This window comes from Rhodococcus sp. NS-SX18 (genome assembly GCF_057367935.1).
Genome location: NZ_CM170633.1, coordinates 5,014,279 through 5,034,301, shown reverse-complemented (window position 1 = coordinate 5,034,301; position 20,023 = coordinate 5,014,279). Strand labels below are relative to the sequence as shown.

Here is a 20,023-nt window from a genome sequence, read left to right as displayed (position 1 = left end):
TGAGTCACACTTCCACGGTAGTGGGGCCGGGCGCCGCAGCCCCCGGGGTTCGGGCAACGTACTGCGCACCCCGCCGGACGGGGACGAACACCGTCACCAGGGCGCCGGCCACGGCGATGCCGGCGAAGATGTAGAAGCTCACGTCGTTGCTCAGCCCGGCGCCGATGAGCAGGCCGCCGATGATGGGGCCGAAGATGCCGCCGAGCCGGCCGAATCCGGCGCACCAGGCGACGCCGGCGCCGCGCGCGGCCGTCTCGTAGTAGTTGGAGACGAACCCGTAGATGAGCACCTGGGTGCCGATCGTGCCGACCCCGGCGATCGCCACCGCGGTCAGCAGGACCGGCAGCGGGAAGCCGAAGGTGAGCAGGATCAGTGCCAGGCCGGCGAGGCCGAACGTGGTGGCGATGACCGGCTGGGGGCCGCGTCCGTCGGCGATCCGGGAGGCCAGGAGGCCACCGATGATCGCGCCGCCGTTGAGCACCAGCAGGAATGCGAGCGAACCCTTCGCGTCGTAGCCGGCGTCGGCCATGATCTTCGGCAGCCACGTGTTCAGCCCGTAGGTCAGCAGCAGCCCGGCGAAGCTCATCAGCCCGAGCAGGGTGGTGCCCAACGCGTAGCGGCGGGTGGCCAGTGCGGCGAAGCCGACCTTCTCGGCCGGGGCCGGAGCGGCCGTGGGCCGGGGGAGGCCGAACTTGTCGCAGACCGCGGCGGCCTCGTCCGTGCGTCCGCGCGCCTGCAGCCACATCGGGGATTCCGGGAGCTTGACCAGAGCCAGGGGCAGCAGGATCACCAGAGGCAGTGCACCGATCCAGAACAACCCCCGCCAGCCGATGGCGTCGCGCAGCACGATGGCGAGCAGGGAGGCGAGGACGCCACCGGCGGGGACGCCGCTGTAGACGATCGCGTTGAACAGGTTCCGCTTTCCGGGCGGGGCGAACTCGGCGACCACGGCGCCCGCGGTGGCGACGAGACCGCCGACGCCGATGCCGGTGAAGAAGCGCAGGATGCCGAAGGAGGTGATGCTGGTGGCCATCGCGGCGGCGCCCATGCCGACGGAGAACCAGACGATGTTGATCAGCATCATCTTCCGGCGCCCGATCCGGTCGCCGAACGCGCCGCTGAGGAGGGCGCCGACCATGACGCCGATGAGGGCGTACGAGCCGAGCGCGCCGCCCTGCTGCGCGGAGATCGCGCCGATCTGGCTGGGGTCGGCCATCAATGTGGGCAGGATCGTCCCGTAGACGACGAGGTCGTAGCCGTCGAAGATGATCGCCAGCGTGGCGAGGGCGACGACCCAGATGACGCTGTTGCGGTGCCGGGGACTCGCCCAGGTGGTTGTGTTGTCGGCCATGTCGGCTCCGGTCTGTGAGTGCGGTCACAAGGAAAACGGGGCAGAAAGAGGGCCTCACCAGCAGGGGATCCCTGGCCTGCCGGTGAGGCCTGTGGCGGAGCTGGGGTGGTTATCCCAGGTCGCCGCCGGCGACGGGAAGGACCGTGCCGGTGATGTAGGAGGCCTCGTCCGAGGCCAGGAAGGTGATCGCGGCGGCCTGCTCGTCGAGCGTGCCGTACCGCTTGAGCAGTGAGGAGTCGACGGTCTGGTCCACGATCTGCTGGTACCAGGTCTTCTCCTGCTCGCTCTGCGCGGCGGGGCCGCGCGCCACCCGCCGGGCGGGGGCGTCGGTGCCACCGGGGGCGGTGGCGACGACCCGGATCCCGTGCGGGGCGGCCTCGAGGGCGAGCGCGGCGGTGATCGCGTTGACCCCGCCCTTGGCGGCGGCGTACGGGACACGGTTGACGCCGCGGGTCGCCACGGAGGACACGTTGACGATCGTGCCCGACCGTTGCTCGATCAGATACGGCAGCACCGCGCGGCACGTCCACAGCGTCGGGAACAGCGAGCGCTGCACCTCCGCCTGGATCTGCTCCGGCGTGTAGTGCTCGTACGGCTTCGCCCAGATCGTCCCGCCGACGTTGTTGACGAGCACGTCGATGCGGCCGTGCTGCTGCCGGGCTTCGTCGATCGCGGACTGGGCTCCCTCGAACGTCTCGAGGTCGGCGGTGACGGAGTGCGCCTGGAAACCCTTCTCGCGCAGCTTCTTCGCCACCTCGTGCACCAGCTCGGAGCGGTCGACGAGGATCACGGATCCCCCTTCGGCCGCGATGCGGGTCGCGACCACGAGGCCGATGCCCTGCGCGGCGCCGGTGACGGTGACGACCCTGCCGTCGAAGCGGCCCGGGTACACGGTGCCCATCGGGAGGAGGACGCTCACGCGATCTCCGCCTTCGCGGAGTCCTCGATGGCGCGGCGCATCGTCGCCTTGGCGTGCTCGGCATGGCTGACGATGAGATCGCGCGCCGCCGCGCGGTCCTTGCGCTCGAACGCCCGCACGATCTGCAGGTGGTCGTGCGGAACCTGCTCGTCCACCCACTGTGCGGTGCGCAGGACCTTGCGCATCAGCTGCGTCACCTCGAGACGGTTGTACGCCTCGAGCAGCACCGGGTTGCCGCAGCAGCGGAACAGGAACTCGTGGAAGGCGGCGTTGGTGTCGGTGAACGCGCCCGCATCGGTGAAGCGGTCGTGGTCGATCGACGCGGTCGACGCCTCGGCGAGGATCCGGAACTCCACGAGCTGCGCGTCGGTGAGCCGGCCGATGGTCAACTCCAGCGCGCCGAGCTCGAGCGCCATGCGCGCATCGAACTGGGCGTCGGACTCGGTGACGGGCGGGTGCTCCTCGCCGATCTCGTAGTTGTCCTGTGCCACGGCGTTCGCGGACCCGAGCGACACCGGCAGTCCGGTTTCGGCGGCGGCCTTCTCGGCCGCGATGCGCTCCGCCTCGGTCGGCTCGGGAGCCTGCTCGGCGGCGCCCGTCGCGGAGTTGTTGAACTTCTCGAAGAAGAAGTTGGCGGGCGTGAGGCCCTCGTTGTCGAAGTGCGTGCGCACCGCCTCGACCATCGGCGGCGGCCCGCACAGGTACACGTCGACGTCGCCGTCGTTGAGGTGCTTCGGCTCGAACAGCGACGTGACATAGCCCTTGTTCGCGGCCGAGGTGGCCGGGTCCGAGACGCAGTACTCGAACGTGAAGTTCGGCAGCGACCGCGTGTACTCCTCGAGCTTGTCGAGTTCGACGACGTCCTGATCGAACGAGGCGCCGTAGATCAGATGCACCGGCAGATCGCTGTCCTGCTCCTGCATCCTGGCGAGGATGGCCAGGATGGGGGCGAGTCCGGTGCCGCCGGCGAGCAGCAGCGCGGGCCGGGTGCGCTCGCGCAGGAAGAAGCTGCCGAGCGGACCGGTGAACTCGAGCGTGTCGCCGACCTGGGCGCGGTCGCGCAGGTACTCCGACATCAGACCACCCTCGGTGATCTTCACCAGGAACGACAGGTGCGGATCGTTGGGGCCGGTGCTGAACGAGTACGACCGGGTCTGCCCGGTGCCGGGCACCGTGATGTTGACGTACTGGCCGGGCAGGAACACCAGCTCGTCGCGGTTCGGGATCTCGACGGAGAACCCGACGGTGCTGTCGGAGAAGCGACGGATGTCGGTGATCGTCGCCGTGTAGGTCGCGGCGGAGGTCTTCGCGACGTCGGAGGTCGTGGCGATCTGCAGCACCAGGTCCGACTCGGGCGTCATCTGGCACGGCAGGCAGTAGCCCTGCTCGGCCTCGTCGTCGGTCAGCGCCTCCTCGATGTAGTCGCCACCGTCGTAGGTGCCGGACTCGCAGAGTGCCTTGCAGGTACCGCACGCGCCGTCACGGCAGTCGAGAGGAATGTTGATGCGCGCCTTGTACGACGCGTCGGCGACCGTCTCGTTCGGTCCGCACTTGACGAAGCGGGTCACCCCGTCCTCGAAGCTCAATGCCACCTGGAAACTCACGGCACGGGCCTCCTTTCGTGAATCGGGGGTGGATCAGACGACGTAGACGTCCACGATGTGGTGGATGTAGTCGTTCTTGAGCACGATCTTCTTCTTCTTGATCACCGGCTGGGCGCCCGAGACGTCGAGCGTGACGAAGGTCGTGCCGAAGTAGGTGTCGGTGGTGTTGTACCGGTAGTACAGCGAGAACCAGTTGTGGCGCAGGTCGATCTCGGTGCCGCGGCGCTCGAGGATCTCGACGTTGGTGATGTTGTGTCCGGTGCGCGGTTCGGGCAGCGACGTCGCGGACGAGCGGTCGGTGCGGATGCGGAACACCCGGTCCTCGAGGCCGCCCCGGTTGGGGTAGTAGATGAGCGAGATCTCGCGCTGCGGGTCCGTGGTGAGCTCACCGTTGTCGTCCCACGCCGGCATCCAGTACTCGGCCTGCGGGTGGTAGCACTCGAGCCACTTCTCGAACTCGCGGTCGTCGAGGAGACGGGCCTCGCGGTAGAGGAACTGCTCGATGTCGTTCTGGGTCAATTCCATTGCGGTGGTCATGTTCTCGTCTTCCTCAGCGCTCGTTCGCGGCGGTGGACTCGGCGGCGGCCTCGGCCGCGACGGCCTTACGCATGCTGTCGAGCCAGAAGCCGTGCTGGATCGGGTACAGGCCCTCGTCCTCGGTCTTCACCCCGCTCGACAGCACGTTCTTCATGCCGAGGTCGAGGGCGACCTGGTCCGGCCCGTTCAGCTGGTGGGTGGCGCCGCGGCTCAGGTCGTTCCACGGGGCGGCGGTGGCCAGGTAGGTCTTCTGGCAGGACCGGAACTCCTCGAGGTCGTCCGGGGTGGCCATGCCGGTGGCGTTGAAGAAGTCCTCGTACTGCCGGATGCGGTTGGCACGGGACTCGGCGCTCTCACCCTTCGGCGCGATGCAGTAGATGGTGACCTCGGTCTTGTCCACCGAGATCGGCCGGAAGTGCCGGATCTGCGAGGAGAACTGGTCCATCAGGTACACGTTCGGGTACAGGCACAGGTTGCGCGACGCGCCGACCATGAACTCGGCCTTCTTCTCGCCGAATTCGGCGGCGAGTTCCTCCCGGCGCGGGTAGAGCGGACGGTCCTGCGGGTTGCCCCACCACATCCACAGCAGCAGATGGCCGTTGTCGAACGAGTGGTAGCCGCCGCCCTGCTTGCCCCAGGTGCCGGCGTCCATCGCCTTGGTCTCGTTGGCCGACTCGCCGGCGGTACGGCGCGCGGTGGTGGCCGCGTAGTTCCAGTGCGTGGCCGACACGTGGTAGCCGTCGGCGCCGTTCTCGGCCTGCAGCTTCCAGTTTCCGTCGTAGGTGTAGGTGGACGAGCCGCGCAGCACCTCGAGGCCCTCGGGGGACTGGTCGACGATCATGTCGATGATCTTGGTGGTGTCACCGAGGTGCTCCTCGAGCGACTTGACGTCGGCGTTCAGGCTGCCGAAGAGGAACCCGCGGTAGCTTTCGAAGCGGGCGACCTTGGTCAGGTCGTGGCTGCCGTCCTTGTTGAACTGTTCCGGGTAGCCGGCGTCGCGCGGGTCCTTGACCTTGAGCAGCTTGCCGTTGTTGCGGAAGGTCCAGCCGTGGAAGGGGCACGTGAACGTCGTGCGGTTGTCGGTCTTGCGGCGGCACAACATGGCGCCGCGGTGGCTGCACGCGTTGATCAGGCAGTGCAGCTCGCCCTCCTTGTCGCGGCTGATCACGATGGGCTGGCGGCCGATGTAGGTGGTGAAGTAGTCCCCGTTGTTCGGGATCTGGCTCTCGTGCGCGAGGTAAACCCAGTTGCCTTCGAAGATGTGCTTCATCTCCAGCTCGAAGATCTCTTCGTCGGTGAAGATGTTGCGGCGCACCTGGTATCGGCCGGCCTCCGCGTCTTCGACGAGGGCGCCGTCGAGTTCGGCTCGCACGTGGTCCAGGGTCTCGGTCATGGGGATCCTCCAAAAGGGTGTCGGTCGGCCCCGGATGGCGAGCGGGGCTGTCTCCGCGTTGCATCCAGACTGCCAGCATGTGGCCGCAGTCACACCAGGCAAATGCCTAGGCCTACCTAGGACCCTCGGCAGGAGGGTAAGAGGTCCTCAATCGCCCGGTGCGTCCTTCGGGCTGCCCAGGCAGCCCGAAGGACGCACCGGGCGACTACACCGCCGAAGTGAACTTCTCCCGGCGGATCCGGCGCGGCGACATCCGTCGCCGCTTGAACGCCTTGACGGCGCTGTCGACGAACGCCTCGGACCCGCAGATGTAGCCGGTGTACTCCTTCGCCGACGCCACGTCCTCGACGAACGCGTCGGTCGCGTAGCCCTCGCGGTCGCCGCCGGTCGCGCGGCTCAGGCAGGTGACCAGCCGCAAGCCCGGGTGCTGGCCTTCCCATTCCCGCAGCAGCGCGACGTCGTACAGGTCCTCGGCCGTACGCACCCCGTGATAGACGGTGATCGCCCGGTGCGGGTCGAGCGCCAGGGCGTGCCGCACGATGCTCTTCATCGGGGCGAGTCCCGTCCCGCCCGCGAGGAGGACCATCGGTCCCGTCGATTCGGCATCGAAGGTGAAGTCGCCGAACGGTCCCGTGACGTCGACCCGGTCCCCGACCGAGACGGCCCCGAAGATCCATCCGTCGCTGGCCACCCCGCCGGGCCGGCGGCGGATGTGCAGTTCGAGCAGCTTCGGCTCGCTCGGCGGGTTCGCGAGGGAGTACTGCCGCCGGACGTCCGTGCCGGGCACCGTGACCTCGACGTACTGCCCCGCCGAGAACTCGAGCGGGGCGTCCAGGGTGAGCAGGACGCGCCGGGTGTCGCGTGCGATGTCGCGGACCTCGGTCACCGTGGCGACGAGATCCCGCAACACGTGCGTGGCCGTGGTCTGCTCGCCCGCGGGAGGTTCGACGACGGTGTCCGCACAGACGGTCGCCTGGCAGGCCAGGGCGAATCCGTCGGCCCGCTCGGTCTGCGGCAGGGTGTCCTCGGGCGAGGCGTTGTGCTCGACCGAGCCGGAACGGACGCGGATCTTGCACGTGCCGCATGTGCCCTGGTTGCAGGAATTGGGCATCCACACGCCGCCGCGGAGGAGGGCGTCGAGGACGGTCTGATCGGGTCCGCACGGCACGGTGGTGGTGCCGACGGTGACGGTGTGCTGGGTCATGGCAGTTTCCTGATCGCTCGGCGAGGTCAGATTTCCCACGTGACGTGCAGCGCGGTGGGGCCGCGGAAACCCCAGCCCCAGAACTCCACATCGGCGTCGGTGTCACGCTCCAGGTTGGGGATGGTCTCGAGCAGCTCCTCGAGTCCGATGCGGCACACGTGGTTGGCGAAGTAGATGCCGGCGCACGCGTGCTTGCCGGCGCCGAACGCCAGGTGCGGCAGCGGGGGGCGGGTCATGTCGTACGCGGTGGGGGCGTCGTACCTGCCGGTGTCGTGGTTGGCCGAGCCGTACGACAGGATCACCACGGTGCCCTCGGCGATGTCGATGCCGGCCACCGTCGTGTCGCGGGTTGCGATGCGCGCGGTCGCGGACCAGATCGGCGACGTCCAGCGCATGCCCTCGGCGATCGCGCGGGGAATCAGATCCGGGTCGTCGACGACGGCCTCGAACTGCTCGGGCCGGGTGAACAGGCCGGCGAGGGTCGAGCCCATCGCGTGGCCCGGTTCCTGCATGGCGCCGAGCAGGAACACGTACAGCGTCGGATAGATGTAGTCCCGGCCGCGGGTCTGTCCTTCCGGCATGCCGTCGTGCAGCCAGTGCGAGATCGCGCTGTCGTCCGGGTGCTCGATCCAATGGTCGATCAGCGGGTCCACGACGGCCTGGATCTCGGCCTTCGCACGGTCGCCGTCCGCGAACCGCTCCTGGTTGGCGAACTCGCCGTTCTCGTCGACCTCCGCATTGGTGAACGACAGCGACAGCCGGTGGAACCAGTCGCGCAGCGTGTCGGAGGAGACGTCCTTCAGGCCGAGCAGGTCGCCGAGCGCGCGGACGCTGACCGGCTCGCAGAACTGGGCCATGAGGTCGGCTCTGCCGTCGGACTCGAAGGTCTCGACGTACCGGCGGGCGATCGGCCGGACCAGGTCGTCGATCCACCGGTCCACCTCGGCCGGCTGCAGCGCCGGCTCGACCATCGAGCGCAGATCCTGGTGGATCTCGCCGTTGACGCCGATGATCGCGGGATGCCCGAAGGTGCGGCCCCCGGCCGGGGTGATGACGGCCTCGAAGTCGTCGCTGGTCGCGATGGCATGGCAGGCCTCGGTGGTCGAGGCGACGTAGGCGCCGAGCACCGGCACGTAGGCGATGGGTGCCTCGGCGCGCAGCCGCTCGTACACGGCGTACGGGTTGCGCTCGAGCTGGGTCATGGTGATCTCGTCGATCCACGAGAGGGTGCTCGTCATGGGTTCTGCTCCTGGATGTGTCGTCGGCCGGGACGCACGCCCGGGTGGGTCGTCGTCGTGTGACCTGGAACATATGACGGGGGTCACGCCGACGCCGAGACGATGTGCGCGGCGGCTGGACACATCGCGCGACTTTGTGTGATCGGGGTCTCGGATCCGTACCCTCGTGGTGTGAGCACGGCCGAGATCGGAGACTGGGACGCCGCGTCCCGGGCGGTGGCGGACGCGTACTTCCCGCACGAACTGACCGATCTGTCGGGTACGGACCGGCCCGCGCTGTCGTTGCGGACAGTCGACCTGGGCGGGGTGACCCTCGGGCGCCTGCACTGGGGTGCCGACGTCGCGATCGCCTGCGACTACCCCGGCGCGTACGAGGTGAACATCCCGATCACCGGCCGGCTCGAGTCGCGTGGCAGCCACGGCGAGGTCGTGTCGGCGCCCGGTCAGGCCACCGTGTTCCGGGCCGACACGCCGAGCATGATCACCCGTTGGGGTGCAACGTGTTCCGTTCTCGGCGTCAAGTTCGACCGGGACCATCTGGAGCGGGAGGCCGACCGGATCCTCGGTTCGCCGGTGCGCACGAAGCTGGTGCTGCCCGACCAGCTGGACCTGTCCGGTCCGGCGAGCGAATGGCACGGGCTGGTACGGGCGCTGTCCGAACAGCTCGACGGTGGCCTGGAGATGGTGAGCAACCCGATCGTCGGTGCCCAGCTCGCCGGGGCGGTCACCGCGGCATTCGTCCTTGCCGTCTCGCCGCAGGACGGGCCGGTCGCTCCGCCGCGGCCGGGCATGGTCCGTCGCGTCCTCGACGCCTTGAACGACGACCCCGCGCGGGCGTGGACCGCGGCCGACATGGCCGAGCTGGCCGGGACCAGCGTCCGGCGCCTGCAGGAGGCGTTCGCCGAGTACGTCGGGGCCAGTCCGTCGGCGTGCCTGCTCGACATCCGGCTCAGCCGTGCGCACGACGACCTGGTTGCCGGAGCCGGTGCCGTCACCGTCGCCGACGTGGCGTACCGGTGGGGGTTCGGTCACCCCGGACGGTTCGCCACGGCGTTCAAGCGGCGCTACGGGACGACGCCGGCGCAGGTACTGCGCGGCCGGTGACACACAGCGGACATCGACAACCGCCGAGACGGTTGTCGATGTCCGGGACCTGTGTCGCTGTGGGCCTACTCGACCCAGAACTGCGGGGTGGGCCGGTCGAACGACAACTCCGGGAAGTCGTCGTCGCAGATCGGTATCCGGGCGCGGCGCTCGACGTAGTCGTGGCCGAAGTCGCGCATGTAACCGAGGCACGCGACGGTGTATCCGACCGGATCGGGGTGGGCGGCGGTGAGCGGCCGGAAGAGATTGGGAAAACCGTTCTCCGTCAAGGTGGTCGATGTGCATCCTGCACCGTCGCGGCCGTACAGCGGGAGGGTGCCGTCCCCGTCGACGACGAACTTGGCCCGCGCGACGACGGTCGTTCCGTCGACGATCTCCCAGCGGTGGTCGACCTCGTCGTAGCGGGCGGCGGTGGCCTCGTCCGCCTCCAGCACGGCCAGGCGCACCTCGTCGCGCAGGCGGGTGGCCGCCCGCCGGGAGGCGAAGGAGTGCCCGAGGACCACGGCGTCGAACTCCGGAACCGGGGCGGGGACGACGAACTTCGAGGCAGTGGTCATCGGGGCACTCCTTCGCGGGTGGAACGCCGCGCGCGGGCGGCAGGGGATCGTCCGCGCGCGGCAGCTGGGGTTACTTGCGGTAGTAGGCGCTGACGTCGTCGTTGCCGATCAGGTCGGGCACGGTCCAGCCGTCGAGGTCGTACTCGCTCATGAACTGCTCGGCCAGGCCCTTCATGCCGGAAACGATGCCGCGGTTCTCGGCGGCGAACAGCAGCTCGGCCTTGACGTTCTCGTGGTTGCCGGAGTAGTTGCGCTCGTAGAGCTCGTGGCGGCCGCCGAATTCGGAGCCGATCGAATCCCACAGCGCCTTCATGACCTTGACCCGGTCCACCGCGGTGATGCCGTCCGAGCCGCGGACGTACTTGTCCAGGTACGGGCGCACCTCGGGGCTCTTGAAGTCCGCGGCCGACGAGGGCAGGTAGATCAGGCCCGAGGCGACGTCCTGCTCGATGATCTCCTTGATGCGCGGGTAGCCCTGGATCATGAACATCCGGTAGGTCAGGCCGTACTCGAGCTTGGGGATGACGGTGTCCCCGATCCACGGCTCGGGATCGCGGGCCATCGACTCGGTCAGCGACCAGAACAGGTTGCGCCAGCCGATGACCTCGCCGACGCGGGTCTGCACGCCGCGGAACCCGCCGGCGCCGGTCGCGTCGAGCGCCTTCATCAGCAGGCCGGCGATGAAGTCGAGCTTGACCGCCAGGCGGGTGCAGCCCTGGAAGGTGAACCGGGGCAGGAAGCCGGACTGCGGGAAGAACGCGTTGATCTTCTCCACGTCGCCGTACATGAAGACGTTCTCCCACGGCACCAGCACCTTGTCGAAGATGAAGATGGCGTCGTTCTCGTCCATGCGCGAGGACAGCGGGTAGTCGAACGGGGAGCCGACGACGGCGGCGTTCTGGCTATAGGAGGCCCGGGAGATCAGCTTGATGCCCGGGGCGTCCATCGGCACCGTGCAGATCAGGGCGAATTCCTTCTTCTTGATCGGCAGGCCGTAGTGGGCGATGAAGTTGTAGTTGGTGATCGCCGAGCCGGTGGCGACGACCTTGGCGCCGGAGACGATCAGGCCCGCGTCGGTCTCCTTCTCGACCTTCATGAACACGTCGCCGACCTGGTCGGGCGGGAGCTGGCGGTCCACCGGCGGGTTGATGATGGCGTGGTTCCAGTACAGGACCTTCTCCTGCGACTCGCGGTACCAGCGCTTCGCGTTGTCCTGGAACGGGGCGTAGAGCTCGCTGTTGGCGTCGAGCGTGCCGAGGAAGGAGGCCTTGTAGTCGGGGGACCGGCCCATCCAGCCGTAGGTCATCCGCGCCCAGGTGGCGATGGCGTCGCGCTCTTTCAGCAGGTCGTCGGAGGTCTTCGGGGTGCGGAAGAACGGCATGGTCACCCCGCCGTTGCCCGTGTCGGTGGGGCAGGTGAGGGTATCGACGTGCTCGCCGGAATGCAGCGAGTCGTACAGCCGGGCGGTCATACGGATGGAGTTGCGGAACGCGGGGTGGTTGGTGAAGTCCTTGACGCGCTCGCCGTGCAGCCAGATCTCGCGGCCGTCCTTGATCGACTCGATGTACTCGTCGCCGGTCATGGGCCGCGTGGCGAAGTTCTGCTGCCGGTTCGCCGGGGCGTCGGCGGCGACGTTGACCTTGGAACGGTCGATCGCATTCTCGTCGGGACGGGACTCGAGGGTGGTCATGGCTGTCTCCTTGCGACTGGGACGTGACTGGGATGGAAGGTTTCGGGGGCTCGTGGTCAGCGGACGGCGGTGTCGACGTACAGCGGGGTGAACCGCGTCCGGGCGTCGAACCAGCCGCTGTGCGGGTCGTCCATCGACCCGTTCCACGCCGCGGAGGCGCTCGGTGCGCCGAGTTCGTGGAAGGTGCTGCGGTAGAACAGCAGCGGCTCGGTGTCGCGGCACTGCGCGTCGACGATCTCGCCGATGTAGATGACATGATCGCCGCCGTCGTACTCGCGCCACGGAACGCAGGACAGGGTTGCCGCTGCGCCGGTGAGCACCGGTGCGGTGGGTCCGTCCTCGAACACCGGGCCGGGGGTCTGCGGTCGGCCGGCGAAGTGCAGGGCGGTGTCGACCTGGTCGGCGGCGAGGATGTTCACCGCGAACGGCGCGCCGGAGAGGAAGGCACACGCCTTGGAAGTACGGGTCAGGGTGACCTGGCACAGGCGGGGCTCGAGGGAGACCGCGGTGAACGCGGTGACCGTTGCGCCGTGAGGTGTGCCCTCGTGATTGGCGCAGGTGATCACGGTGACGCCACTTGCGAACTGTCCGAAGATGTTTCGGAGACGACGCTGTTCCATTTCGGCGCTCCTTGCCGGTCGTTCCGTCCTGGTGTGATGTAGACCATAGGAGCGACCGGACGGCCTTCGCGATCCGCTGAGCGCGGTCGCTATCCGTTCGGCGCGGTCGTTGTGACGAACGATGCTGTTTGCCCGGGGACGTGTTGCCCATCACACTGGGTAGTAGGGTTCTCGAACACGGGCTGGAAGCCCCTCGAGGACACGGGCTGGAAGCCCCGAGGACACGGGCCGAAAGCCCCCGAGGACACGGGCCGAAGGTCCCGAGAACGCACACGGGAGGTGCGCAGGTGGTGTCGACGCCGGAGCCGGCCGACTGGGACGAGGCCGAGCATGTGGTGTCCGACGCGTATTTCCCGCACACACTGACTCCGCTCGCGCGAGGTTCGGAACCGCACGTCAACGTGCGCTCGCTGCAGCTCGGTCCGCTGCGGCTCGCCCGCATCGGTTGGGGGGCCGAGGTCGCCGTGGACTCGGATCATCCGGGTGCGTACGCGGTCAACATCCCGCTGTCCGGCCACATCGAGTCGGTGGCGGCGGGACGGGAAGTGAGTTCCGCACAGGGGCAGGCCTCGGTGTTCCGGCCCGACACGGCGGCGCGGATCACGCGGTGGACCGAGGACTGCGAGATCGTCGGGGTCAAGCTCGACCGCGACTACCTCGACCGCGAGATGCACCGGATCCTCGGTCGTCCCGACCTGGGGCTGCCCGACCAGGTGGACCTGACGAGCGAAGCGGGGCGGAGCTGGATGGCCCTGCTGCAGTCGGTGGTCGAGCAGCTGCGGGCGGACGAGGGACTGTGGCGCAACCCCCTCGTCGCCGACCAGCTTTCGGGGGCGCTGACCTCGGCGTTCGTGCTCGCCGTGATGCCGAATGCGGGTGCCGGTACGGCGGCGCGGCCTCGGATCGTCAAGCGCGTTCTCGACCGTATCCACGAGGACCCGGCACAGCCGTGGACCACCGCGGACATGGCCGAGCTGGCGGGCGTGAGTGTGCGACGGCTGCAGGAGGGCTTCCGCGAGTACCTCGGTGTCTGTCCCCGCGACTACCTGCTCGATCTGCGGCTCGAGCGGATCCACGAGGAACTCGCGGCCGGCGACCCGGCGACGACGTCGGTCACGGATGTGGCCCTGCGCTGGGGGATGACCCACACCGGTCGATTCGCGGCCGCCTACCGCCGCAAGTACGGTGTGGCGCCCTCGGCGACCCTGCGCGGTTGACGCGCCCTATCCGCGGTATCCGAGGTCGGCGCCCAGGGCGTGCGCGGACTTCATCAGGCATTCCGCGGCGAGCTCGCGGAACTCTCCGGGCGTGTGCCGGGCCGTCGACGTCGAGCAGGCGAGCACGCCGACCACGGTGCCGGTGGCGTCCCGGACCGGCGCCGCGGCCGAGATCAGCCCCTCCTCGAGCTCGGCGGAGGTGAGCGCGTAGCCCTGGGTGCGCACGCGCGCGAGCTCGGCGCGCAATTCGTCGGCGTTGCGCACGGTGGCCGTGGCGAGTTTCTCGAAGCGGGTCTCGGCGACGACCTGCTCGACGATCTCCTCGGGTGCCCACGCCAGCAGCGCCCGGCCCATCGACGTGGCGTATGCCGGGACCCGGGTGCCGACCGAGACGTTGATGCTCATGATGCGGCGCACGGGCACGCGGGCGGCATAGACGACCTCCGCGCCGTCGAGCACGCCGAGGGAGGCGGATTCGCCGGTGTGCTCGGCGATCTCCACCAGCCTCGGCATGGCCGCCTCGACCAGGGCGTGGGAGGCGGAGTAGTGCTGGCCGATGCTGAGTACACGCGGGGTCAGCGTCCAGCGGCTGCCGGTGCTGTTCACGTAGCCGAGTTTCTGCAGGGTGAGCAGGATGCGGCGCACCGCAGGTCGGGACAGGTCGGTCTTCGCTGCCAGTTCGGCGAGGGACGGATTGGGGTGCCGCTCGTCGAACGCGAGCAGCACCGCGAAGCCCCGCTCGATGCTTTGGACGAAATCCCGGTCCTGACTAGGCATTGTGGTCTCCTACCTGCGGTTTCGGGCCATTCGGACACCCGGGTGTTGACAATCACCTGTGACTGGACGCACAGTATGTGTACGCACTGCGATATGTAAGTACGCACAGCGTACAACCCGAGTGGCGAGAGCGCCAGCCCCGCGATCACCACCCACAGCTTTCGCGACCACCGTTCGAGCCTCGCCGAGGAGGACACATGACCACCACCGAAAACCCCACCGCCCACGCCTCGGGCAACGCCGCCACCGACAAGTTCAAGAGCGAGCGGGTCTCGTCTGACACGTCGGTCGAGCGCGCCGCCGCCATCTACAAGGACGTGCTCGGTGCGTTCGCCGAGATCATCCACAAGCACCAGGTCACCTACGACGAGTACCGGGTGCTCAAGCAGTGGATGATCGACGTCGGCGAGTACGGCGAGTGGCCGCTGTGGCTGGACGTCTTCGTCGAGCACGAGATCGAGGAAGTGCACTACAACCGCAAGCACTTCTCCGGCACCAAGGGCAGCATCGAGGGCCCCTACTACGTGCCGGACTCGCCGAAGCTGCCGGCCAAGTGCACCATGCCGATGCGTGAGCAGGACAAGGCCGCCAAGGCGCTGATCTTCAAGGGCCAGGTCACCGACCTCGAGGGCAAGGGCCTGCAGGGCGCCACCATCGAGCTGTGGCACGCCGACGAAGAGGGCTACTACTCGCAGTTCGCCCCCGGCATCCCCGAGTGGAACCTGCGCGGCACCATCGAGTGCGACGACGAAGGCAATTTCGAGATCACCACGCTCAAGCCCGCGCCCTACAAGATCCCGGCCGACGGCCCGACCGGTTGGTTCATCGACTCCTACGGCGGCCACCCGTGGCGTCCCGCCCACCTGCACCTCATGGTGAAGGCCCCGGGCAAGCGCGCCATCACCACCCAGCTCTACTTCCAGGGCGGCGAGTGGGTCGAGGACGACGTCGCGACCGCGACCAAGCCCGAGCTGATCCTGGATCCGCAGCCGAACGCCGACGGCGTCGACGAAGTGACCTACAACTTCGCGCTCGACCCCCAGGCCTGAGCACTCCTGTGAACCGGGTCCACGTGTGGTGACGAATGCCGGTGTCCGCCAAGGGCACCGGCATTCGTCGTCGCGGAGGCCCGACTGTTACCCGCATCACCGCCGAAATCCGATTGTGAGCTGTTCGATGTCCGACCCCGACCTGAAGATCGTCTCGATCGATACGACGATCGTCGACGTACCGCTGGTGCGTCCCCACAAGTTCGCCACCACCACCGCCGAGAAGCAGCCCATCCTGCTCGTGGCGATCACCACCGCGGGCGGCGTCACCGGCCACGGCGAGGGCGTCGTCCCCGGCGGTCCGTGGTGGGGCGGCGAGTCCGTCGAGACCATGAAGGCGATCGTCGACCGCTACATCGCCCCCTACATCACCGGCCGCGGCGTCGACGAGATCAGCGGGATCATGGTCGACATCGAACGCGTCGTCTCCGGGGCCCGTTTCGCCAAGGCAGCCGTCGACGTCGCCCTGCACGACGCGTGGGCCCGCGCCCTGGGCGTCGGGGTGCACACCCTGCTCGGTGGCGCGTTCCGCACCGGCGTCGACGTGCGGTGGGCGCTCGGTGCCGCGCCGGTCGACGAAATCCTCGAGGAAGTCGAGGAGAAGATGGCGGCACGGCTGAACTTCGCGTTCAAGCTCAAGATGGGCGCGCTCGACCCGAAGGTCGACACCGAGCGTGTCGTCACGATCGCGCAAGCCCTCGAGGGCAAGGCCGGCGTGAGCATCGACGTCAACGCCCGCTGGGACCGGTTCACCGCGCTGCGATACGTTCCGCAACTCGTCGACGGCGGTGTCGAACTCATCGAGCAGCCCACCCCCGGGGAGCAGCGCGAAGTGCTGGCCGAGATCAACCGGCTCGTGGCTGCCCCGGTGATGGCCGACGAGTCCGTGCAGACACCGCACGACGCCCTCGAGATCGCCAAGCTCGGGGCCGCCGACGTCATCGCCCTCAAGACCACCAAGTGCGGTGGCCTGCAGCGCAGCAAGGAGGTCGTGGCGGTCGCCAAGGCCGCCGGAATCCGCTGCCACGGCGCCACTTCGATCGAGGGGCCCATCGGCACCGCGGCATCCGTCCACTTCGCCTGCGCCGAGCCGGGAATCAACTACGGCACCGAACTGTTCGGGCCGCAGCTGTTCGCCGTCGAGCTGCTGCAGACTCCGCTGGACTACTCGGAAGGCCAGGTGCACCTGCCCCAGGGACCCGGCCTCGGTGTCGAACTCGACATGGACGTCGTCAAGCACCTCGCCCGCGACTGACCCCCCGTGCGCGGTTCCGGTAGCACCCGCTACCGGAACCGCGCACGGCCCGAAAGGAGTACCGACCATGGCACTGTTCCACGTTCGCATGGACGTCGACATCCCCCGCGACCTCGACCCCGAGGTGCGCGCCGAGACCGTCGCGCGGGAGAAGGCATACAGCCAGGAACTGCAGCGCGAGGGCAAGTGGCGGGAGATCTGGCGCATCGTAGGCAAGTACAGCAACATCAGCATCTTCGACGTCGGCTCCGCCGACGAACTCCACGAGATCCTGTGGAACCTGCCGCTGTTCCCGTACATGAACATCGAGATCATGCCGCTGACCAAGCACGGGTCCGACATCAAGGACCAGTGACGCCCGGCAGGCCATACTCGGGTAATGGACCTGCCGCTGCACGACGTCTACGCCGAACCCACCCTCGCGGATCTGATGCCGTCCGTCCTCGCGTCCGCGGGGGTGCCCGGTGAGGCCAACTGTCTCGCCCTCCCCGAGCAGTCCCGCACCGTCGTGCTGCTCGTCGACGGCATGGGATGGAACCTCCTGCGACGGAATGCGGCCGCAGCCCCCTTTCTCGCCGGACTCGACGGCCGGCCGATCCGCGCCGGATTTCCCACCACCACCGCGGTGAGCATTGCCTCGCTCGGCACCGGACTGGCCTCCGGCGCCCACGCCGTCACCGGCTACCAGTCCTACGTCGAGGAGATCGACGCCCCGTTCAACTGGCTCCGCTGGACCCTCGCCGGGACCGCCGTCGACCAGCGCGAGCGGTTCGTCCCGGAATGGATACAGCCCCACCCGACGGTGTTCGAACGAGCCGACGCGGCCGGACTGACGGTGACCACCGTCGTTCCCCGCAGTTTCGACGGCAGCGGCCTCACCCGGGCCGTGCTCCGCGGCGGCAACTTCGTCGGTGTCTCCGCCTACGGCGACCTGCTCGCCCACGTCGTCGCCGCCGTCACCACCGGCGACCGCACCCTCGTCTACTGCTACCTCGGTGAGGTCGACACGATCGGGCACCTGTACGGACCCGAGTCCCCCTCGTGGATCGCGCAGCTGACCGTCGTCGACCGGTTCGTCGAGCAACTCGTCGCTGCCCTACCCACCGGGACACGGCTGCTGATCACCGCCGATCACGGCATGGTCGACGCCTCCCGGGGCCGACGCGCCGACTTCGACCACCTGCCTGCTCTCTCCGAGGACGTCGACGTGATCGCCGGTGAACCGCGCTGCCGGCACGTGCACACCCGGCGACCGGACGCGGTGCTCGAGCGCTGGCGCAACGAACTCGGTGACGACCTGTGGGTCGGTACCCGCGACGACGTGATCGCCGGCGGACTGTTCGGCCCGGACCCTTCGCCCGCCGCGTGCCGCCGCATCGGTGACGTCGTCGCGATCGGACTCGGCGAGTCCACGGTGATCCGTACCGACGGCGAGCTGGTCATGTCGCAACTGCCCGGACAGCACGGTGCGCTGACCGACGAGGAGCTGTTGGTGCCGTTGCTGCAGGTCTGAGGCAACGGATACGTGTGACGGAGAGTACCTCGACCGGGTGCCGGACCCGTCCTATCGTGGCGTACATGCGCACCCACGGATCGACGATCTGGCACTGGACGGTGAGCCTGCGGGCGATCCTCGTGTTCTGGTTCGTGCGGATCTTCGTCAAGCCGCTGTTCGCCTACTGGCCGGCCACCGACCGCGGGATCGAGACTCTCAGCCGGCTCGACCGTCGCGTCGACAAGATGCTGCCCCGCCCGCGCAACGTCGACATCGATCCCCTCACTCTCGGCGGGGTGCCCAGCGAACGCATCGAACCGCCGCGTCCCGCCGAGGACTCCCTCGCCGGCGCGACGATCCTCTACTTCCACGGCGGCGCTTTCGTCTTCTGCGGGCTCGCCACGCACCGCACGGTGTGTTCCCTGCTCGCTACCGAATCGGGGGTGCCGGTGTACTCCGTCGCCTACCGGCAGCTACCTGTCGGTTCGATCGGGACGTCCGTCATCGACGCGATGGCCGCGTACACCGCGTTGCTCGAGACGGCCGAGGACCCCACGCGCATCGTCGTCGCCGGCGACTCGGCCGGGGGATATCTGGCGATGAAGGTCGCCGAGATCGCCGCGCTGCGCGGCATGATCCGTCCGGCCGCGGTGATCGGGTACTCACCGCTGCTCAACCTCGATCTCGAGGAGCACGATCCCGACTTCATGAAGCGCGACGCGTACCTGCCGATGCGGCAGGTGGAGAAGCTGCGCGACCGCTGGCTCGCCGGTCCCGATTACATCGAAGGTGCCCAGTCGCCGGTCCGCGCCGATCCGGCACTGTTCCCGCCCGCGTTCTTCTCCGTCGCCGAATACGAGATCACCCGTCCCGACGTCGAGATCATGACGGAGGCGTTCGACGAGGTGGGCACGACGGTCGAGACACACCTGTGGGCGGGCCAGGTGCACGCCTTCCCCGTCATCGGGCAGGTGCTGCCCGAGGCGCGGACACTGCTGCAGCACAGCATCGACTTCGCGCGGCGCACGGTCGTCGCGGAGGAGCGTCGCCACACGGCATGACCCTGCCCCTCGAGATGGCCGCACCCGGGGTGGCCGAATGTCACATTCGGTCGACTGCATCGACGCGATGTGACATTCGGCCACGACCACGATCACGATCACGCGTTGGTGTTCACCGGGTCCGGGGTGGCGGGGAACCCAGCGGACGGGGGACCGCCGTCACCGGCCGTGCACGTGAGACCGAGGGTGTAGGCGCTCATCGACAGCGACCCGTACGCGAAACCGTCGATCAGCGGTTCGACGAGGTCCTCGCCCACGCCCGCCAGGCCCGCGAAGTACAGCAACGGCAGGAAGTGGTCCGGGGTGGGAACCGCGTGGTCGAAGTCCGCGTGCCCGTCGAGACCTGCGACTCCCTCGGGGCGGTCCATGACCATGACCCGGGCGGCCGCGTCGAACCGGTGCGCCCAGTCGAACCCCTCGTCCGGGCGGCGACGGTCCATGCCGGCCAGGTTGTGCACGATGTTGCCGCTGCCGACGATCAGCACGCCGCGGTCACGCAGCGGGGCGAGCTTCGCGCCGAGCTCGAGGTGGTAGTCGAAGTCGCGGTAGGCGTTCAGGCTCAACTGCACCACCGGCACGTCCGCCTCGGGGAAGGCGTGGGTGAGCACCGACCAGGTGCCGTGGTCGACACCCCACGAGTCGACGTCCGCGCCCACCCACGTCGGATGCACGACGTCGGCGATCTCCTCGGCCAGTTCCGGCAGCCCGGCCGCGGGGTAGTCGACGTCGAACAGCTCCTGCGGGAATCCGTAGAAGTCGTGGATGGTGCGCGGGTTCGGCATCGCGGTCACCGCGGTGGCGTTGATGTACCAGTGCGCCGAGATCGCGAGTATCGCCCGGGGCGTCGGCACCGCGGAACCGAACTCCCGCCACGCCCTGGTGTAGCGATTCGATTCGAGCGCGTTCATCGGGCTGCCGTGGCCGACGAACGCGGCCGGCATGCGCGCGGGCG

The 20,023-nt window shown here is 68.6% G+C and carries 19 protein-coding genes; 7 read left to right on the top strand and 12 right to left on the bottom strand.

Features of this window, described 5'->3' with window-relative positions; genetic code table 11:
• Positions 1-4 precede the first annotated feature (4 nt).
• The 7 genes from AC2IPW_RS23100 to AC2IPW_RS23070 all read right to left on the bottom strand — a co-directional run bounded on the left by AC2IPW_RS23100 (position 5) and on the right by AC2IPW_RS23070 (position 8,246).
• The gene (locus tag AC2IPW_RS23100; RefSeq protein ID WP_416062087.1) at positions 5-1,351 is read right to left on the bottom strand and encodes an MFS transporter; all 1,347 of its coding nucleotides are present in this window, start codon (positions 1,349-1,351) and stop codon (positions 5-7) included.
• Between the two features lie 109 nt (positions 1,352-1,460).
• Complete coding sequence (locus AC2IPW_RS23095; RefSeq protein ID WP_486377055.1) at positions 1,461-2,252, bottom strand: 1,6-dihydroxycyclohexa-2,4-diene-1-carboxylate dehydrogenase; 792 nt, start codon at positions 2,250-2,252, stop codon at positions 1,461-1,463.
• Positions 2,253-2,266: 14 nt separating this feature from the next.
• Positions 2,267-3,874: a benzoate 1,2-dioxygenase electron transfer component BenC gene (gene benC, locus AC2IPW_RS23090; RefSeq protein WP_003934530.1), complete on the bottom strand. Its 1,608-nt coding sequence runs from the start codon at positions 3,872-3,874 to the stop codon at positions 2,267-2,269.
• Positions 3,875-3,907: 33 nt separating this feature from the next.
• Positions 3,908-4,411, bottom strand: coding sequence for a benzoate 1,2-dioxygenase small subunit (gene benB / locus AC2IPW_RS23085; RefSeq protein ID WP_003934529.1), 504 nt, complete (start codon positions 4,409-4,411; stop codon positions 3,908-3,910).
• A 13-nt stretch (positions 4,412-4,424) separates the two neighbouring features.
• Positions 4,425-5,804 (bottom strand): benzoate 1,2-dioxygenase large subunit, encoded by a 1,380-nt coding sequence (gene benA / locus AC2IPW_RS23080; RefSeq protein ID WP_003934528.1) that lies wholly within the window; start codon positions 5,802-5,804, stop codon positions 4,425-4,427.
• 205 nt (positions 5,805-6,009) lie between these two features.
• The gene (locus AC2IPW_RS23075) at positions 6,010-7,008 is read right to left on the bottom strand and encodes a 2Fe-2S iron-sulfur cluster-binding protein (RefSeq protein ID WP_054373209.1); all 999 of its coding nucleotides are present in this window, start codon (positions 7,006-7,008) and stop codon (positions 6,010-6,012) included.
• 26 nt (positions 7,009-7,034) lie between these two features.
• Positions 7,035-8,246 (bottom strand): cytochrome P450, encoded by a 1,212-nt coding sequence (locus AC2IPW_RS23070; RefSeq protein WP_486375789.1) that lies wholly within the window; start codon positions 8,244-8,246, stop codon positions 7,035-7,037.
• A gap of 171 nt (positions 8,247-8,417) precedes the next feature.
• Here AC2IPW_RS23070 and AC2IPW_RS23065 point away from each other — a divergent pair, with 171 nt between their 5' ends.
• Entirely contained in the window at positions 8,418-9,350 is a 933-nt protein-coding gene (locus AC2IPW_RS23065) for an AraC family transcriptional regulator (RefSeq protein ID WP_486375788.1), read from the top strand.
• Between the two features lie 65 nt (positions 9,351-9,415).
• Here AC2IPW_RS23065 and AC2IPW_RS23060 read toward each other — a convergent pair whose 3' ends face one another.
• From AC2IPW_RS23060 to AC2IPW_RS23050, 3 genes are all read right to left on the bottom strand, one after another.
• On the bottom strand, positions 9,416-9,907 hold the full coding sequence (locus AC2IPW_RS23060; protein WP_371383815.1) for a hypothetical protein: 492 nt from the start codon (positions 9,905-9,907) through the stop codon (positions 9,416-9,418).
• Positions 9,908-9,977: 70 nt separating this feature from the next.
• The gene (locus AC2IPW_RS23055; protein ID WP_289377390.1) at positions 9,978-11,597 is read right to left on the bottom strand and encodes a 4-hydroxyphenylacetate 3-hydroxylase family protein; all 1,620 of its coding nucleotides are present in this window, start codon (positions 11,595-11,597) and stop codon (positions 9,978-9,980) included.
• Between the two features lie 56 nt (positions 11,598-11,653).
• Positions 11,654-12,217 carry a flavin reductase family protein gene (locus AC2IPW_RS23050; protein WP_054373214.1) on the bottom strand — a complete coding sequence of 188 codons (564 nt, stop codon included), beginning with the start codon at positions 12,215-12,217 and terminating at the stop codon, positions 11,654-11,656.
• 287 nt (positions 12,218-12,504) lie between these two features.
• On the opposite strand from AC2IPW_RS23050, the gene AC2IPW_RS23045 reads away from it, so the two are divergent.
• A complete protein-coding gene (locus AC2IPW_RS23045; RefSeq protein WP_289377391.1) occupies positions 12,505-13,434 on the top strand; it encodes an AraC family transcriptional regulator in 930 nt (309 codons plus the stop codon).
• 6 nt (positions 13,435-13,440) lie between these two features.
• Here AC2IPW_RS23045 and AC2IPW_RS23040 read toward each other — a convergent pair whose 3' ends face one another.
• Entirely contained in the window at positions 13,441-14,211 is a 771-nt protein-coding gene (locus AC2IPW_RS23040) for an IclR family transcriptional regulator domain-containing protein (protein ID WP_040781014.1), read from the bottom strand.
• Between the two features lie 197 nt (positions 14,212-14,408).
• Here AC2IPW_RS23040 and catA point away from each other — a divergent pair, with 197 nt between their 5' ends.
• The 5 genes from catA (at position 14,409) to AC2IPW_RS23015 (ending at position 19,071) form a co-directional block, all read left to right on the top strand.
• Positions 14,409-15,260, top strand: a complete 852-nt coding sequence (gene catA / locus AC2IPW_RS23035) for a catechol 1,2-dioxygenase (protein ID WP_003934519.1) — start codon at positions 14,409-14,411, stop codon at positions 15,258-15,260.
• A 127-nt stretch (positions 15,261-15,387) separates the two neighbouring features.
• The gene (locus AC2IPW_RS23030; protein WP_003934517.1) at positions 15,388-16,515 is read left to right on the top strand and encodes a muconate/chloromuconate family cycloisomerase; all 1,128 of its coding nucleotides are present in this window, start codon (positions 15,388-15,390) and stop codon (positions 16,513-16,515) included.
• A 67-nt stretch (positions 16,516-16,582) separates the two neighbouring features.
• On the top strand, positions 16,583-16,870 hold the full coding sequence (gene catC, locus AC2IPW_RS23025; protein ID WP_003934516.1) for a muconolactone Delta-isomerase: 288 nt from the start codon (positions 16,583-16,585) through the stop codon (positions 16,868-16,870).
• 24 nt (positions 16,871-16,894) lie between these two features.
• The gene (locus AC2IPW_RS23020; protein ID WP_486375787.1) at positions 16,895-18,028 is read left to right on the top strand and encodes an alkaline phosphatase family protein; all 1,134 of its coding nucleotides are present in this window, start codon (positions 16,895-16,897) and stop codon (positions 18,026-18,028) included.
• Between the two features lie 65 nt (positions 18,029-18,093).
• Complete coding sequence (locus AC2IPW_RS23015; RefSeq protein ID WP_054373227.1) at positions 18,094-19,071, top strand: alpha/beta hydrolase; 978 nt, start codon at positions 18,094-18,096, stop codon at positions 19,069-19,071.
• A gap of 98 nt (positions 19,072-19,169) precedes the next feature.
• On the opposite strand, the gene ygiD is transcribed toward AC2IPW_RS23015, so the two are convergent.
• Entirely contained in the window at positions 19,170-20,012 is an 843-nt protein-coding gene (ygiD, locus tag AC2IPW_RS23010; protein WP_003934513.1) for a 4,5-DOPA-extradiol-dioxygenase, read from the bottom strand.
• Between the last annotated feature and the right edge of the window lie 11 nt (positions 20,013-20,023).